We start from the raw sequence: 15,582 nt of genomic DNA on the forward strand, positions 1-15,582 counted from the left end.
TTACGGGCGAACAATCATCGGACCACTCGCAGCCCCCGTCGCCCGCCACTGCGGAACGTACATTGACTCCACCTGCGGCATCGGCAGTTGGTAGGTGCCCGGTGTCACCGCGCGCGCCAGGTAAATCAGAGTAACCGGCTGCCCCTGACTTACCGCCACTGCGGCCACAAAGCGATCATCACGGAATTCCATATGCTGGATATCCGCCTGCTGCATCCGGTTGAGCAACTCCTGGACTTCGCTGGCGCTGTCTCCGAGGCTTGCGCTGCTGCTGGCGAGGTTCTGGTTTTCCAGCTCCATCCCTGCAGGCAACAGATCGACCACTAACGCATCCGGCACGTTATTGCTGGCGGTAACCTCCAGCCAGACCAGCACCAGTTCGCCACTCTTAAGGGAGTCCAGCGCTTTGGTTTGTCCGTCGGTTCCCAGAATATGGCGTTCGATTTTCAGCACATTACTGGACGGGGCCGGGGTGTATTCCGGGTAACCGGTGCTGTCCAGACGCAACCACATCGGACTTTCCCCGCTATTGGTCACCTGCAACGCCGCCATCTGGTCGGCATTAAGTTCACGGGTTTGCTGTTTGTCACCTTTGAGCATTTCGGCCTCCAGGCTCGTCTGCGCCTGCCAGGTACCCGGTAAGCTTTGCAGATGGCGTCCGGCAAGGAACAGCGCATTGCTCTCTTGTGTAGAGAGCCAGCGCTGGCCATACGCCTGTTCAGAGAGCGTGGTCAGCAGTTTATTTTGTTCATCCGGTAACAGCTTGTTCTCCTCAAGCAGGGCGAGCATCAGTGCATTATCGCGCAGGTCACTGCCGTAATCGGCCATCCAGCGTTCAGACGGCAGACGTTTAGTCACCCGCGCCTGAGCCAGGGCCTGCTCACTACGCGGAGCGTCACCCATCAGTTTCAGCGCCACGCCCAGTTGCATTAACGGAAGGGCAGCTTTTGCCTGGCTGTTACGCTGCCAGAGCTCACGCAGTGCACCTAATGGTGCTTTTTGCTGACGAGCCAGGACCAGCGCCGCATAGCTTTGAGTCGCAAATTTCGTTGCCGCGACATCGTCGCTGTATCGCACTGCCATCGCAGCGGGATCCTGCAAATAGCGCAGCAGGCGGTTGTTGGCACTGGTCAGCGCATCACCGGGCACGCTGTAACCCTGCTCGGTAGCACGGAAGAGGAAGTCCGTCACATACGCGGTGAGCCAGTACTCTTCAGGGCCGTTTTTATCCCAGAGCGAAAAGCCGCCATCATCGCGCTGCATTTGCAGCAGGCGTGAAATGCCGATATCCACCGCAGCACGACGTTGCTCATCGCTGTCACCCTTGATCCCTAATGCTTTCAATTGCGCGGCATTGGTATAGAGCGACGGGAACAGGCCGCTGGCGGTCTGTTCAAGGCAGCCGTAAGGGTAAGCGCGTAACTCCTGAATATAACGGGCAATGTTCAGCGATGGACGCCCGCTCAGCAGGAGCTGCCCCTGGAGTGCCACCGGCGAAATACGCGTGGTGTGCTCGGCAGGCGCGTTCCAGCTTTCATGCGGGTAAAGCATCACGTCACTGCTGATGGTCTGGGCAGGCCAGGCCGGACGTACCCCGATTTTCCACTGTTTATGCTGCGGGGCAAAGGTTTCACCCGGCAGTTGCAGTCCCGAAATATCGGCGCTGATTTCGCCATCACCAAAGCCATCAAGCGCACGAACCGGGATAAACAGCGTGGTACGGGCACCCGGCGCAAGATTGACCGGTTTCGGCTGCTGACTTTGCAGTGCCACCAGACCGCTTGCCGCTACCGCTACCTGCAAACTTTGCGGTTTGTCTGTGAGGTTTGTGATGTCCAGAGTCAGGCGCGAGGTGTCACCACCCGCGAGGAAGCGCGGCATATTCAGTTCAGCAATAACCGGTGCGGCTACCACCACTTTACCTTCGCTGCTGCCAAAGTCCTCTGTCGTCCACGCCTGCGCCATCACGCGCAGCTCACCGTTAAAATCACCAATCGGCAGGGTGACCGTTCCCTCACCGTTGTCATCCAGGGTGACCGGCTGGGCCTGCTGGGCAACAATAGTGACATGGTTAACCGGCGGTTTACCGCCACGGTTCAGTTCATCTCCATCACCACCAAAGCGCAGCGCAGCAAGCCGTCCCTGCCCTTCAATGACCTGACCATAAATGTCGTAAATATCCGCGCCGTAACGCTTCTGCCCGAAGAAACCGGCCCAGGGATCTGGCGTCACGTAGTCGGTGATATTCAGTACACCGCTGTCAACAGCGGACACCAGGACATTCACCTGTTTTGGTGCTTTACCGTCTTTCAGGCTGGCCTTAATTTTTACCGTCAGCGGCTGGTCAGGACGCATTTTTTGCGGACTTTCCATCGTTACGTTCAGTCGGCGGTTTTCATCACCCATCGGCAGATGCAGCAAACCGACTGCCCGTTTCGGCGTAGCCGATTTCGATTTATCTCCCGGGCGCACAACCAGCGTACTCAGGTAGAGATCATGGCGACGCCATTTCTGATCGACGGGAATGGCGATATCCAGACCGCCCTGCGGCACATCGATCTCCTGCCACCACAACGGTCCTTCACTGGATTCGATCATGGCATAGCCTTTACCCGCTGCCGGAGCAGTAATATGCAGATTGATGGTATCGCCAGGCTGGTAAGCGGGTTTATCGAGCTTCATGGTCACGCGGTCAGGGCGTGCGGCACCGGCACCGTCGCTGTTATCCTGCCAGCTATAGCCAGCCCAGAAACGCACGCTGCTGACGCTCTCATCCGGCGCTTTCACCTCCAGACGATAAGAGCCCCACTCCACCGGGAAGCTCACCTTACCGGTTTCATCAGCGGCTAAATCGAGAGACTGCTCCCCTTCGACCAGATCTTTTTGATCGAACTGAGACTGCCAGCCATCGCTCTCAGACCAGTTCCAGTAGTAGTCGCGACGTTCGCGGATGAGGCGCACCTGAAGGCCGGATACTGCTTTTTTAGCCCCCGTCGGGTCGGCATAAACGATATCGAAACCGGCCAGACCGTTCTCATCAACAATCGGCTGATTCACCGTGGTGTCCGTGCGATAGTCATACACGGCTTTCGCCGCGAATTGTGGACGGATGCCCGGTAAGGCAGGCGCAGGCCAGAGCGGTTGTTCTGCACGACGCGTCACTGGACGCCCACCCGACTCCAGCAGGCTTGCCTGCAAAATCACCTGCAACGGTGAATGCAGATCTTTCCACTGGCTCGCCGTTGCAACCTCCCCATGACCTTTTTCATCCAGCTGAATTTGTACTTCATCCAGACTGCGGCTCTGGTTCTCTTCGGCAATATCACCGAACTGGAAGCCAGGCAACGCTTTCACCGCTTCACGCAACGGGCGCAGGAAAAGCTGCCCTTGCAGGGTGTTTCCGCTGGCAGGCGCGCCGTAAAGGTAGTAGCCCACAACGCCAAAGTTGACGTCATCCGCCAGCGAGAGCGGCGTCTGTTGTGGGGTGAGATTGAGCGCCATCCGCTCCGGCATAAAATCTTCGACGTGGAAAGACCACGTGCGTAGCTGATTATCACCGGTATTGGCACGAATAGCCCAGGTGCCGGTTTGCGCGCTGGCATCAAGCGTCCAGGTAAAGCGGTAAAGGCCATTTTCAGGCTGGCTGACCACGCTGCGCATTACCTGGCCGTCCGGTTTCACGACCTCAAGTTTCACCGGTTGATCCGCAAGCGGTTTACCGTCGCTGTCACGCAGCAGCGCATTCATGATGACCGTTTCGCCAGGGCGATAGAGATCGCGCGGGCCAAACATAAAGAACTGTTTGCTGTAACCAGGATCGCCGGCGATGGCAAATTCAGCAAGATCCAGCGCTGGCAGTTTCAGATCCAGCAGCGTGGTTTCACCCTCTTTGCGCGCCAGCAGCAATGCCGCCTCTTTATCGGTATTAAGTGTGGCATGGCCCTGGGCATCGCTCGTTGCCTGCGCCAGCGTCTGTCCTTTGTCATTCAACAGGACAACATCAATCCCCGATTGCGCCGCACCGTTTTCCAGACTCTGGGTAAAGATATCCAGACGGTTGTGGTAGCGGTGGGCAGAAACGCCAATGTTGCTCAGGGTAAAGAGCGTGGCTGCATTGCTGTAATTATAATGACCGGCCTGATTCATCACCGCGACGTATACGCCCGCCTGCTGCAGAGGGGCGACCTCTTTTAGCGGCAGCAGCAGTTTTTCCCGCGTATTGCGCGCTGGCTTGAGGTCAAAGCGGCCGGTGTAGACCAGGTCGACCATTTTAAGGAGGCTTTCTGATTCCCAGTTGGTCAGCGAGTTGCGGTACTCCCACTGGCTGACAAACGCCGCCAGAGATTCTGGTTTAACGCGATAGAAATTGACGTCAATGTTGTCCACATTGAGCGCAATCACCGGCAACCCTTCCACCACTTTACCCGGCAGCAGCGAGCCACGGCTGGCGAACCCTACAGTCGGTTCAATATCACGGGTGGTGAGCGATTTTTCGTAATCAATGCCAAAGGTGGCGTTATTCAGGGCCTGTAAACCACGATCAACCGATACCAACAACTCCCGGTTCGGTTCAATATGACGTAACCGCAGCTCTTTCAGATTAGGGGCAAGCTCCCATGCACCGTCCACCTTACCGTTCTTCTTGTCGACCACATGAACGGTGTTGGCAAAATTCTGGTCTGGATTGAGCGGAATGGAGAAGGTCAGCACCAGCGCTGCCGCGCCGTCCAGCTGCACTTCTGAGGCATCCACCAGTTTCAGGGCTTTGCCTTCACTGCTTTTCGCCAGCTGTTTAATTTTTTCCGCATCAGGTTTCGCAGCGGCAGGCGTCTCCTGCCGCGCTGAAGAGGGCGTTGACGCAGGTGCTGATTGCGCTTCCTGCGTTTTATCGTTGTTATCACAGCCTGCCAATGTGAACGTAGTCAAGAGCGCGACAGCTATCGCCGCTAAACGTAACGGTGTCATCCTTTATCCCTGGCCCCATAGCCTGTTAAGTAAATATGCGTAAGTATTATGCGTGAGTTTGCCAATTTCAAACAGCTGTTGTGATTCCGGAAAGCACATCCGTGCACACTGAACGAAGCGACTAACATGTTACCGCGATCACAGGGTGAAACGTAACATGTTACCTTCAAGGTCATTTGTTTTTAAAACAATAAGATAAGTGGATAAACTCCATGACTGGCTGCTAACGTTACCTCATCTTTATTCGCATCCCTGCGGTTCATAGAAGAGAGAACGTAATGAGCAGAGCCGTCAATGCCCTACAAAATTTCGGTAAGTCCCTCTTTGGTCCGGTCCTGATTTTGCCCATCGTTGGCTTGTTTATCGCTTTTGGTAACATTCTGGGCAATGGCAATCTTGCCGAGTACCTCCCCTTCCTCGGTCATCCGCTGATCCAGAATACCGGGCAGTTAATTGCTAAATCCGCCGTCTCGGTGCTGGCAAACCTGGCACTGGTTTTTGCCGTGGGGATCCCGGTCGGCCTGTCTGCACGCGATAAAGGCTACGCGGCCCTGATCGGTCTGGTGACCTTTATTGTCTTTATCAATGCTATGAACGTGACCATGCAGTTACAGGGCGCGTTAGCTCCGGCGGAGCAAATGAAAGCAGCCGGGCAAAGCATGGTGCTGGGCGTGCAGGTGCTGGAGATGGGCGTCTTCGCCGGGATCCTGACCGGCGCACTCTCAGGTTATCTTTACAATAAATATTCCGGCGTGCAGTTTTCCGGCGCGATGGCGATTTACTCCGGTCACTGCTTCGTTGCCATTATCATGCTACCGGTATCGATGGTTCTGGGTGTGGTCATGAGTGAGCTGTGGCCTTTCGCGCAACACGGCATTAGCACCCTGGCAATGGCTATCAAAGGCGCTGGCCCTGTTGGCGTCGCGGTCTACGGCTTCCTTGAGCGTATTCTTGTGCCCACTGGCCTGCATCACCTTGTTTATACCCCGTTTCTTTATACCGAGCTTGGCGGTACGCAGGAGGTCTGCGGCTCGCTGTATCAGGGTGCGCGCAATATCTATTTCGCCGAAATGGCCTGCCCGGAGGTGAAGCAACTCAGCAGCACTGTCGTCTGGGATGCACGCGGTATCAGTAAAATGTACGGTCTGCCCGCGGCGGCACTGGCGATGTACCTTACCGCCAGCCCCGAACGGAAAGCAGCGGCAAAAGCGATTTTGATTCCGGCCGCGCTAACCTCCTTTCTGGTGGGCGTCACCGAACCTATCGAGTTCTCGTTCCTCTTTGTCGCCCCGCTGCTGTTCGTGGTGCACGCGGTGCTGACCGGCCTCGGCATGATGCTGTTCTACCTCTTTGACGTCCATGCCATCGGCGCCAACGGCATTATCGATTTTATTCTCTACAACCTGCCGCTGGGCACTGAAAAATCCAACTGGCCAATGTACATCGTGGTGGGGCTTATCATGTTTGCCCTTTACTTCGTTATCTTCCGCTTCCTGATCCTGCGCTTTGATATGAAAACCCCCGGTCGTGAAGACGCCGAGGAAGAGACACGTCTGTACAGCAAACAGGATTATCAGGCCAAAGGGAATAACGACGGGCTGGGCGAAGCGATTATTGCGGGCCTCGGCGGTCGCGACAACATCGAGGTCGTGGACAACTGCTACACCCGCTTACGCGTCACCGTAAAAGATGTCGCCACTATCGATGAACCTCGCCTTAAGGCGACAGGCGCGAAAGCGGTAATCAAACAAGGTAATAACGTTCAGGTGGTCTACGGGCTGCATGTCAAAAAAATGCGAGAAGCCGTTGAGCTGTTTCTCTAAAGGAGACTGATGATGTTTACACCCCCGTTTATTCTCTCTATCGCCGGTGGCGGCAGCACCTATACGCCCGGGATTGTGAAGAGCCTGATGGTACAGCTGGAGAAATTCCCGCTGGCGGAAATCCGTCTTTACGACATTGACGAAACCCGGCAGAACACCATTGCGCCGGTGGTCGAAAAGGTTCTGCGCGACCACAGCCAGAGCATTAAATTTACGGTGACCACCGACCCGGAAATCGCCTTTAGCGGCGCGCACTTCGTTTTTGCCCAGATGCGCGTGGGTCAGTACAGGATGCGCGAACAGGATGAGAAGATTCCCCTGCGCCACGGCGTTGTGGGTCAGGAAACCTGCGGACCTGGCGGACTGGCCTACGGCCTGCGCACCATCCTGCCAATGGTGGAGCTTATCGATCACGTTGAGCGCTACGCCGACAAAAAAGCCTGGATTGTGAACTACTCCAACCCGGCGGCTATCGTGGCAGAAGGGGTACGCCGCCTGCGCCCGCAGGCACGCGTGCTCAATATTTGCGATATGCCGGTTGCCGCCATGCGCAATATGGGCGCGGTGCTGGGGGTGGATCGTCACAAACTGGTGGTGGATTACTTTGGCCTTAACCACTTTGGCTGGTTCACCCGCGTGCTGGTGGACGGCGAAGATAAGCTGCCCCAGTTGCGTGAACATATCGCCCGCTTTGGTCTGCTCACCGAAGATGCCGCGCAAACCGATCCGCAGCACTCGGATCCGTCATGGGTGAAAACCTGGCGCAATATCAAACCGATAATGGATCACTTCCCTGACTACCTGCCGAACCCGTATCTGCAGTATTACCTGATGCCCAATGACATCGTCGAGCACCAGGATCCAGATTACACCCGCGCCAACGAGGTGATGAACGGTCGGGAGAAAAAGCTGTTTGCCGCGGCCGAAGAGTACAAACGCACCGGGCTCCTGTCGGATGCCTTCCACGTAGGGGTGCACGGCGAGTTCATTGTTGACGTCGCCCGCTCGCTGGCCTTCGATCTACGCCAGCGCCATCTGGTGATTGTGGAAAACAAAGGGGCTATCGCCAATTTACCTTACGATGCAATGGTGGAGGTGCCCGCCTACATCACCGCTGAAGGGGCAGAGCCGGTGCGCATGGGGGCCGTTCCCCTCTTCCACCAGACGCTTTTAATGCAGCAACTGGCCTCGGAACAACTGCTGGTGGAAGCGACCATCGAAGGCAGCTACGAGAAGGCGTTGCAGGCCTTTACTCTCAACCGCACGGTGCCCACCATGCAGCATGCCAAAGCCATACTCGACGACATGATTGAGGCGAATCGCGACTACTGGCCTGCGCTGCAGAAAGCCTGGCAGGAGGGGAAGGCGGTACAAAAATAACGAAGTGACTCGCGCCTTTTGCGATGGTTGCTTGTCGGGTCAGGAAAAAACGTTAACAATTCAGGATATACCCTAAATAATTCGCGTTGCAGGCAGGCGGCAGGTGAGTGCCTCTCCGGGCGCTGACTGAAGTCAGTGAGCGGAGTGGCCAAATGTAGCCGACACGCCTGCAGCGTGAAGCATGATGGGTTTCCTGTTGATGACCCGGAGGCAACCATGTCCACCTCTTATTTCGTCTCAGCCGACTGGCTGATTGAGCACGGCGACAACCCTGAAGTACAGATCATTGATGCCCGTATGGCCCCCGCAGGCCAGGAGCACCTGCGCGATATGACCGCGGAATATCGCGCCGGGCATATTCCTGGCGCCATCCGCTTTGATATCGATGCCCTCTCGGATCACACCTCTTCTTTGCCTCATATGCTGCCACGCCCGGAGGCTTTTGCCGTCGCCATGCGTGAGCTGGGTATCAGCCACGATAAGCATCTGGTGGTGTATGACGAGGGCAATCTCTTTTCCGCTCCGCGCGCCTGGTGGATGCTGCGTTACTTTGGCGCTGATAACGTTTCTGTTCTGGCAGGCGGGCTTGCCGGCTGGCAGCGCGATGAACTACCGCTTCAGCAGGGTGACGTCACAGCTGTGGAGTCCGAGTTTGAGGTTAAAAGCGATCCGGCAGCAGTAAAACGCCTGACGGATGTGCTGCTCGCCAGCCATGAAGGTACGGCTCAGCTTGTAGATGCTCGCCCCGCAGCACGCTTTCAGGGCGAGGCCGATGAACCCCGTCCAGGCCTGAAACGCGGTCATATCCCTGGTGCGCGTAATGTCCCCTGGGGCGATCTGGTGGTGAACGGTGAACTGAAAACTACCGATGAACTGGCAGACATTTTTGAACGCCAGGGCGTGGATCTTGATAAGCCGATTATTGCCAGTTGCGGCTCCGGCGTGACGGCATGCGTGGTGATTCTGGCGCTGGCGACGCTCGGTGCGGATAACGTCAGGTTGTACGACGGCTCCTGGAGTGAATGGGGCGCACGCGACGATCTGCCGGTTGATCCTGCCTGAATGGATAACCGACTCGCGCCGCTGTTGACGCGTGGCGAATCCCTGACGCGGGCGGAGTACCGTGTGCTGGCCCACCTGACGGAGCATCCGTTACTGGTGGGTAATATTACGGTACGCGACCTTGCCACCGCCACCTTTGTCTCGACCGCCACCATTATACGACTCTGTCAGAAATTGGGGTTTAGCGGCTACAGTGAGTTTATCTGGCACTGCAAACAGCTGCTTGCCGACACGCCGCATATCAACGAGCCACCAGTCAGCCACAGCGACAGGCTACCCGGGCTGTTTCAGCAGTTCGTCGCCAATTATCAGCAGACCTTTCAGTGGGTGACGGAGGAGAAACGGCAAACCTTCGCCCGCCTGCTGCGTGAGAAAGAGAGCTTCTTCCTTTATGGCGCAGGGTTTTCTTATCTCTTTGCTGAGTATCTGACCAAGAAGCTGCAGGTGCTGGGTAAAACGGCGTTTATCTCAGGCCCTGGCGACAGTCGCAATATTTTTCTTAGTAACGCCGCACGCTATCAGGTGTTTATCGCCGTCTCCCGCAGCGGGGAAACCGAGCAGGTGCTGGATAAAGCCCGCATCGCCCGCAACGTGGGGATGACGGTTATCGCTTTTACGCGCGCCTCTGCGAATACGCTGGCAAGCCTTGCGGATCTGCACTTTGCCCTTTACGACGAAGCGGTGCATTTCGCCGCCGAGGCCGCTGGCGTTACGTCGTTCGAGTCGAATCTGGTGCTGATGATGGATTTACTGCTGCTGGAAGCGACGGGCTAATCCAGCCCGTCGTGGCTTCAGATGATGCGGTTCGTTTTCAGGTCGCGCAGGAAGCTGCCCCAGCGACGTTCATAGAACGGGGTAATGTGGTCAATCATAAAATGGCTGATCCCCTTTTCGCCTTTCACTACCTGGCAGATATCCACCGGATCGTCCCCCGGCAGGGTATCCATTGCCACGCTGCCCGCCGCCTGAATGATCTCCTCGATGTCTCCATCGGCTTCAATGCCAATCAACAGGTTGGCGCGGGCGTCGTTTTTCTCTTTTATGGAGCAGAGATAGGCGCACTTCACATGGTTGAAGGTGCTGAACAGGGTGGTGAGGGAATCCACCATCTGCGCAGGCGGCTCGGTCACTTCTGAGAGCAGCAGCGATGTACCGCCTTCAAGCACCTCCTGCTCACTGAGCGGGCTGCCCTCTTTACCGACCAGATGACTGATTTCACGCGGCGTCAGCTCTTTGCCCGTCGGCAATTTGGCGTTGAGGAACAGTGTTTCGCCCAGCGTCATTTCGAACAGCGTACGGGCAGGGAGCACGACAAACGCCTGCTCGGTATCCACTGCCTGTTGCAGTGCTTCAAGCGAGGTGAAGAAGGGAATGACTGACTCACCGTCATCTTTTTCCCAGTGCTGAATATCCAGCGCGCTGTCTTCGACAACGGATTTATCATCCGCTGCCGTGCCCGGCACCCATACCGTGGACTCCAGCAGCGCACGGAAAAAGGCCGGGCGGTAGGCAGGCTCGGTCGCCGCCTTTTCCAGCAAAGTTTCGAGTGTATCTGGCTCGTGATGATGGTCGTGATCGTGGTCTGAATGGGACATAATTTTTACTGTTCGTCTCGATCTGTTTGATGCCCTCACCCCTGCCCTCTCCCACTGTGAGAGAGGGAATGGCCTGTACCGTGCACTCCCTTTCCCATCGGGAAAGAGGAAACGGCCTGCACCGTGCACTCCCTTTCCCATCGGGAAAGAGGGAACGGCCTGCACCGCGCTACCCCTCTCCCACCAGGAAAGAGGGAACGGCCTGCACCGCGCTACCCCTCTCCCACCAGGAAAGAGGGAACGGCCTGCACCGCGCTACCCCTCTCCCATCGGGAAAGGGGGAACGGCCTGTACCGTGCACTCCCCTCTCCCCTTTGGGGAGAGGGTCAGGGTGAGGGGAAAATTACTTGCTGGTCAGCAGATTTGCCAGCGCGCGTACACCAAGGCCTGTTGCTCCCGCAGCCCACTGCTCGACACCCGCTTTGCGGTAGGTGGCGGAACAGTCGATGTGCAGCCAACCCTGCTGATAGTTCTCAACAAAATGAGACAGGAAACCGGCTGCCGTGCTGGCACCCGCCGGGAAGGCTGCGCTGGCGGTGTTGTTAAGTTCAGCGAAGTTTGACGGCAACTGATGGCGGTGGAACTCGGCCAGCGGCAGACGCCAGAATGGTTCGTTCTCTGCGGCGGCGCTCGCAAGCAGTCGGTTAGCCAGTTGGTCATCAAAGCTGAACAGCGCATGGTAATCATTGCCCAGCGCGGTTTTGGCCGCACCGGTCAGGGTGGCAGCGTCGATGATAAGCTCCGGTTTCTGCGCGCTCGCGTTAATGAGACCATCGGCCAGCACCAGGCGCCCTTCTGCATCGGTGTTCATCACCTCAACGGTTTTGCCGTTACGGTAGCGAATGATATCGCCAAGCTTAAAGGCATTACCGCTAATCATGTTATCTGCGCAGCAGAGGTAAAGCTTCACGCGTTTGTTCAGCCCGCGCGTAATCGCAAACGCCAGTGCGCCCGTGACCATCGCCGCACCGCCCATATCGGATTTCATGGAATCCATAAACGCGGTCTGCTTGATGCTGTAACCGCCGGAGTCGAAGGTGATACCCTTGCCGACCAGACAGGCGAAAATCGGCGCGTCTTTGTCGCCGGTCGGGTTGAAGTCCAGTGACAACAGCACCGGCGGGCGGGAAGATCCACGTCCCACGGTGTGAATACCCAGGTAGTTCTGTTCACGCAGATCTTCACCCTTAACGATGCGGTAAGAGATAGCCTCGCCACCCACATCGCTGAGCAGATCCACCGCACGCTGCGCCAGTTGTTCCGGCCCTAAATCTTCCGCCGGGGCATTGATGGTGTCACGCACCCAGTCGATGGTTTTCAGCCGTGCATCAAGCTCTTTCTGCCCGGCATCATCCAGCACCGCCCAGTCGATGTTACGGGTGCCTTTCGGCCCCTTATAACCGGCCCAGAAGGCCCAGCTCCGGTCTGCATCCCAGCCTTCGCCGCTCAGCGCGACATGCTTAATGCCCATGCCATCGATTTTGCGTGCGGCACGCTGAATGAGGCCGGTATCGTCTTTGCCTGTCAGGTGCAACGTGATGCCGTCGTGATTAATGCTAAACGCTGCTTTTTCGCCCCAGCGAGCGTCCGCGCCCTGGGTCGATAAGGTAATTTTCATCGCTTCAGTTGTCATTGTTTTGTCCTTTAGCGCAGGAGATATGAAAACGGGCCACCAGAAGGCAGCCCGTCGATATCAAGATGCTTCGTCTAACCAGACTAGCAGAATTGCCTCGAGAATTTTTTCGTTCGATGCGTTTGGATCATCATCAAACTCCTCCAGCTCGCAAATCCACTGATGCATGTCGGTGAAACGCACGGTTTTCGGGTCGAGATCCGGGAAGGTGTCGTACAGCGCTTCGCCAATTTCGCGGCTGTCTGTCCATTTCAGTGACATATTAATGCTCCCGCGCGTGGTTGATGGTGTAGCGAGGGATCTCTACGACCAGATCTTCATCGGTGACGCGCGCCTGGCAGCTCAGACGGCTCTCCGGCTCAAGACCCCAGGCTTTATCCAGCATGTCATCTTCATCTTCGGTGCTTTCCGGTAACGAATCGAAACCTTCACGCACGACACAGTGGCAGGTCGTGCAGGCACAGGACTTCTCACAGGCGTGTTCAAGCTCAATGCCGCCACGCAGGGCCACATCAAGAATGGTTTCGCCGGTCTTTGCTTCCATAACTACTCCATCAGGGCATAAATCCTGATGAGGCAGAAAAACGATCTTAGGCATATTAAACCTCGTCGACGGAATGGCCTTTTAACGCGGTACGTACGGACATATCCATACGGCGCGCGGCAAATTCCTGGGTTTGTTTATCTACATTTTTAATGGCGTGTTCAATGGCGTCGGCATCATTACCTTTGGCAACGGCAACAAGTTGCGCGATAGCCTGGTCAATGTCCGTACGCTCTGCGGCGCTGAGCAGCGCGGCATCCGTTGCCAGCGCACCGGTCAGACTCTCCAGTACGCGGGCGGCCTCCACTTGCTGTTCTGCGAGCATACGTGCTTTCACGTCCTGCTCAGCAAAGCTCATGGAGTCCTTAATCATGGTGGCGATTTCGTTATCGGTCAGGCCATAAGAGGGCTTAACCTGAATTGCGGCTTCAACACCGGTGGATTTTTCCATCGCGGTGACGTTGAGCAGGCCGTCGGCATCCACCTGGAAGGTGACGCGAATATGCGCGCCGCCTGCGGGCATGGCCGGAATACCACGTAGCGCAAAACGCGCCAGCGAGCGGCAATCCTGCACCAGCTCACGCTCGCCCTGCATCACGTGGATAGACATGGCGGTCTGCCCGTCTTTGAAGGTGGTGAACTCCTGCGCACGGGCCACCGGAATGGTAGTGTTACGCGGGATAACTTTCTCTACCAGACCGCCCATGGTTTCAAGCCCGAGCGACAGCGGGATAACGTCCAGCAGCAGCATATCGCTGTCCGGTTTGTTACCCACCAGAATATCTGCCTGAATCGCGGCGCCCAGGGCGACAACTTTATCCGGGTCGATAGAGGTGAGCGGCGTGCGGCCAAAGAATTCGCCTACGCGTTCACGCACCAGCGGCACGCGGGTGGAGCCGCCTACCATCACCACTTCCAGTACCTCATCCGCCTCAACGCCTGCATCTTTCAGTGCGCGGCGGCAGGAGAGTAAAGTGCGTTTCACCAGGGTCGAAATCAGCGCCTCAAACTGCTCGCGGGTCACTGTACCCTGCCAGCCTGCGACGTCAACGGTGACAGAGGGCGCATCGCTCAGGGCGATTTTTGCCGCGATGGCCGCATCCAGCAACGCTCGCTGTAAATGGTTGTCGCCATGCTCCGGCAGACTGGCCTGTTCACGAATAAAATCCGCGAGCAGGTGATCAAAGTCGTCGCCGCCGAGGGCAGAGTCTCCGCCCGTCGCCAGCACTTCAAACACGCCACGGCTTAAGCGCAGGATGGAGATATCAAAGGTGCCGCCGCCAAGATCGTAAACGGCGATAACGCCCTCTTTACCGGAGTCCAGACCGTAAGCAATGGCTGCGGCGGTCGGTTCATTCAGCAAGCGCAATACATGCAAGCCCGCCAGCCGTGCGGCGTCTTTCGTCCCCTGACGCTGAGCATCATCAAAATAGGCCGGAACGGTAATGACCACGCCGTCCAGCTCCCCGGAGAGGGATTCCTGGGCACGCAGGGCCAGAGTTTTCAGAATGTCCGCTGAGACACGGATGGGGTTCACCAGGCCTGCGCGGGTCGCCATCATGGGCAGCCCATTTTCGCTGGCCTGTAACTGGTACGGCAGGTGAGGATAACGTGCCTGGATATCGGCCAGCGCGCGGCCCATCATGCGTTTTACCGAACTGATGGTATTAACCGGATCCTGCGCGGCATTGGCACGCGCGTCATAACCCACCGTCTGCCCCTGCGCATGATAGTGCACAACAGACGGTAACAAATGACGCCCTTCGCTATCGGCCAGCGTTTGCGCCTGACCACTGCGTACGGTGGCGACCAGTGAATTCGTGGTGCCTAAATCGATCCCTGCTGCCAGACGACGCTGGTGAGGCGCAGCGCTCAGACCCGGCTCACTAATTTGTAATAAGGCCATAATGTGCTTCCAAAATTAAAAACCGAGCAGTTTTTCTTCGAGTTGTTCTGTTGAGCTGCGCAGTTTATCCAGAAAACGGAGTTTACGCACGGTATCCGCCGCGTCGTCCCACGCTTCACGACTGAATTGTTCCACCATCTGCTGATGACGAACGTCGTACAGTTTTTTGACTCGCTGGGCAAAGGCCTCCAGGCGGTCAGCATCGCTGGCCGTACCAATCTCATCGAGCTCTTCACGAAGCTCCAGCTGCTCCATCAGAAACGCGGTATCCCGCACCGTGTGCTGCTCAGAACCGAGATCAAAGCCGTGCAGGGAGAGCAGATATTCTGCCCGTGCGAGGGGATGGCGCAGCGTTTGCCAGGCCTGATTAATGGTCGCAGACTGCTGCACGGAAGCGAGTTGTTCCGCTGGCGTGCCGCTGGCGAAGTTATCAGGATGATACTGCCGCTGAAGATCCTGAAACCGGATGGTCAGGGCCGGAAGATCGACGTGATAGTGAGCGGGTAAGCCAAAGAGGGTGAAGTAATCCATAAAGAGTCCTGCTATAACAAGCCCCACACGCAGGATGACGCTTTATCATTCGCACTGTCTCGGCACTGGCTGTGGTCAACGTCCCGTTCACATCGTTCTCTCTGTTTACGGGACGTTCTCACTTGCCGCCTCGACTCAGCATA

At 56.8% G+C, this 15,582-nt stretch carries 11 protein-coding genes; 4 read left to right on the forward strand and 7 right to left on the reverse strand.

Annotation, left to right across the window (positions count from 1 at the left end; all coding sequences use genetic code 11):
• On the reverse strand, window positions 1-4,965 hold the full coding sequence (locus tag M1D91_RS17025) for an alpha-2-macroglobulin family protein (RefSeq protein ID WP_437431899.1): 4,965 nt from the start codon (window positions 4,963-4,965) through the stop codon (window positions 1-3).
• 278 nt (window positions 4,966-5,243) lie between these two features.
• Between M1D91_RS17025 and M1D91_RS17030 the strand changes: the two genes are divergently transcribed.
• The 4 genes from M1D91_RS17030 (at window position 5,244) to M1D91_RS17045 (ending at window position 10,004) form a co-directional block, all read left to right on the forward strand.
• A complete protein-coding gene (locus tag M1D91_RS17030) occupies window positions 5,244-6,788 on the forward strand; it encodes a PTS transporter subunit EIIC (RefSeq protein WP_437431898.1) in 1,545 nt (514 codons plus the stop codon).
• Window positions 6,789-6,800: 12 nt separating this feature from the next.
• Window positions 6,801-8,168, forward strand: a complete 1,368-nt coding sequence (locus M1D91_RS17035; RefSeq protein WP_437431931.1) for a 6-phospho-alpha-glucosidase — start codon at window positions 6,801-6,803, stop codon at window positions 8,166-8,168.
• Window positions 8,169-8,384: 216 nt separating this feature from the next.
• Window positions 8,385-9,230 carry a 3-mercaptopyruvate sulfurtransferase gene (gene sseA / locus M1D91_RS17040; RefSeq protein ID WP_437431897.1) on the forward strand — a complete coding sequence of 282 codons (846 nt, stop codon included), beginning with the start codon at window positions 8,385-8,387 and terminating at the stop codon, window positions 9,228-9,230.
• A complete protein-coding gene (locus M1D91_RS17045; RefSeq protein ID WP_437431896.1) occupies window positions 9,231-10,004 on the forward strand; it encodes a MurR/RpiR family transcriptional regulator in 774 nt (257 codons plus the stop codon).
• 17 nt (window positions 10,005-10,021) lie between these two features.
• On the opposite strand, the gene sseB is transcribed toward M1D91_RS17045, so the two are convergent.
• The 6 genes from sseB to hscB all read right to left on the reverse strand — a co-directional run bounded on the left by sseB (window position 10,022) and on the right by hscB (window position 15,439).
• The gene (sseB, locus tag M1D91_RS17050; protein ID WP_437431895.1) at window positions 10,022-10,825 is read right to left on the reverse strand and encodes an enhanced serine sensitivity protein SseB; all 804 of its coding nucleotides are present in this window, start codon (window positions 10,823-10,825) and stop codon (window positions 10,022-10,024) included.
• Between the two features lie 343 nt (window positions 10,826-11,168).
• Window positions 11,169-12,458: an aminopeptidase PepB gene (gene pepB / locus M1D91_RS17055; protein WP_437431894.1), complete on the reverse strand. Its 1,290-nt coding sequence runs from the start codon at window positions 12,456-12,458 to the stop codon at window positions 11,169-11,171.
• Between the two features lie 60 nt (window positions 12,459-12,518).
• The gene (gene iscX / locus M1D91_RS17060) at window positions 12,519-12,719 is read right to left on the reverse strand and encodes a Fe-S cluster assembly protein IscX (RefSeq protein ID WP_437431893.1); all 201 of its coding nucleotides are present in this window, start codon (window positions 12,717-12,719) and stop codon (window positions 12,519-12,521) included.
• Between the two features lies 1 nt (window position 12,720).
• Entirely contained in the window at window positions 12,721-13,056 is a 336-nt protein-coding gene (gene fdx / locus M1D91_RS17065) for an ISC system 2Fe-2S type ferredoxin (protein ID WP_437431892.1), read from the reverse strand.
• Between the two features lies 1 nt (window position 13,057).
• Complete coding sequence (gene hscA, locus M1D91_RS17070) at window positions 13,058-14,908, reverse strand: Fe-S protein assembly chaperone HscA (protein WP_437431891.1); 1,851 nt, start codon at window positions 14,906-14,908, stop codon at window positions 13,058-13,060.
• Between the two features lie 15 nt (window positions 14,909-14,923).
• Window positions 14,924-15,439: a co-chaperone HscB gene (gene hscB, locus M1D91_RS17075; protein WP_437431890.1), complete on the reverse strand. Its 516-nt coding sequence runs from the start codon at window positions 15,437-15,439 to the stop codon at window positions 14,924-14,926.
• Window positions 15,440-15,582 lie beyond the last annotated feature (143 nt).

The organism is Enterobacter sp. SA197, assembly GCF_054131575.1.

What these genes read in the sequence shown, in the direction of transcription:
- M1D91_RS17025 (WP_437431899.1), bottom strand. Translation starts at nt 4,965, where the DNA reads ATGACACCGTTACGTTTAGCGGCGATAGCTGTCGCGCTCTTGACTACG.
- M1D91_RS17030 (WP_437431898.1), top strand. Translation starts at nt 5,244, where the DNA reads ATGAGCAGAGCCGTCAATGCCCTACAAAATTTCGGTAAGTCCCTCTTT.
- M1D91_RS17035 (WP_437431931.1), top strand. Translation starts at nt 6,801, where the DNA reads ATGTTTACACCCCCGTTTATTCTCTCTATCGCCGGTGGCGGCAGCACC.
- sseA (WP_437431897.1), top strand. Translation starts at nt 8,385, where the DNA reads ATGTCCACCTCTTATTTCGTCTCAGCCGACTGGCTGATTGAGCACGGC.
- M1D91_RS17045 (WP_437431896.1), top strand. Translation starts at nt 9,231, where the DNA reads ATGGATAACCGACTCGCGCCGCTGTTGACGCGTGGCGAATCCCTGACG.
- sseB (WP_437431895.1), bottom strand. Translation starts at nt 10,825, where the DNA reads ATGTCCCATTCAGACCACGATCACGACCATCATCACGAGCCAGATACA.
- pepB (WP_437431894.1), bottom strand. Translation starts at nt 12,458, where the DNA reads ATGACAACTGAAGCGATGAAAATTACCTTATCGACCCAGGGCGCGGAC.
- iscX (WP_437431893.1), bottom strand. Translation starts at nt 12,719, where the DNA reads ATGTCACTGAAATGGACAGACAGCCGCGAAATTGGCGAAGCGCTGTAC.
- fdx (WP_437431892.1), bottom strand. Translation starts at nt 13,056, where the DNA reads ATGCCTAAGATCGTTTTTCTGCCTCATCAGGATTTATGCCCTGATGGA.
- hscA (WP_437431891.1), bottom strand. Translation starts at nt 14,908, where the DNA reads ATGGCCTTATTACAAATTAGTGAGCCGGGTCTGAGCGCTGCGCCTCAC.
- hscB (WP_437431890.1), bottom strand. Translation starts at nt 15,439, where the DNA reads ATGGATTACTTCACCCTCTTTGGCTTACCCGCTCACTATCACGTCGAT.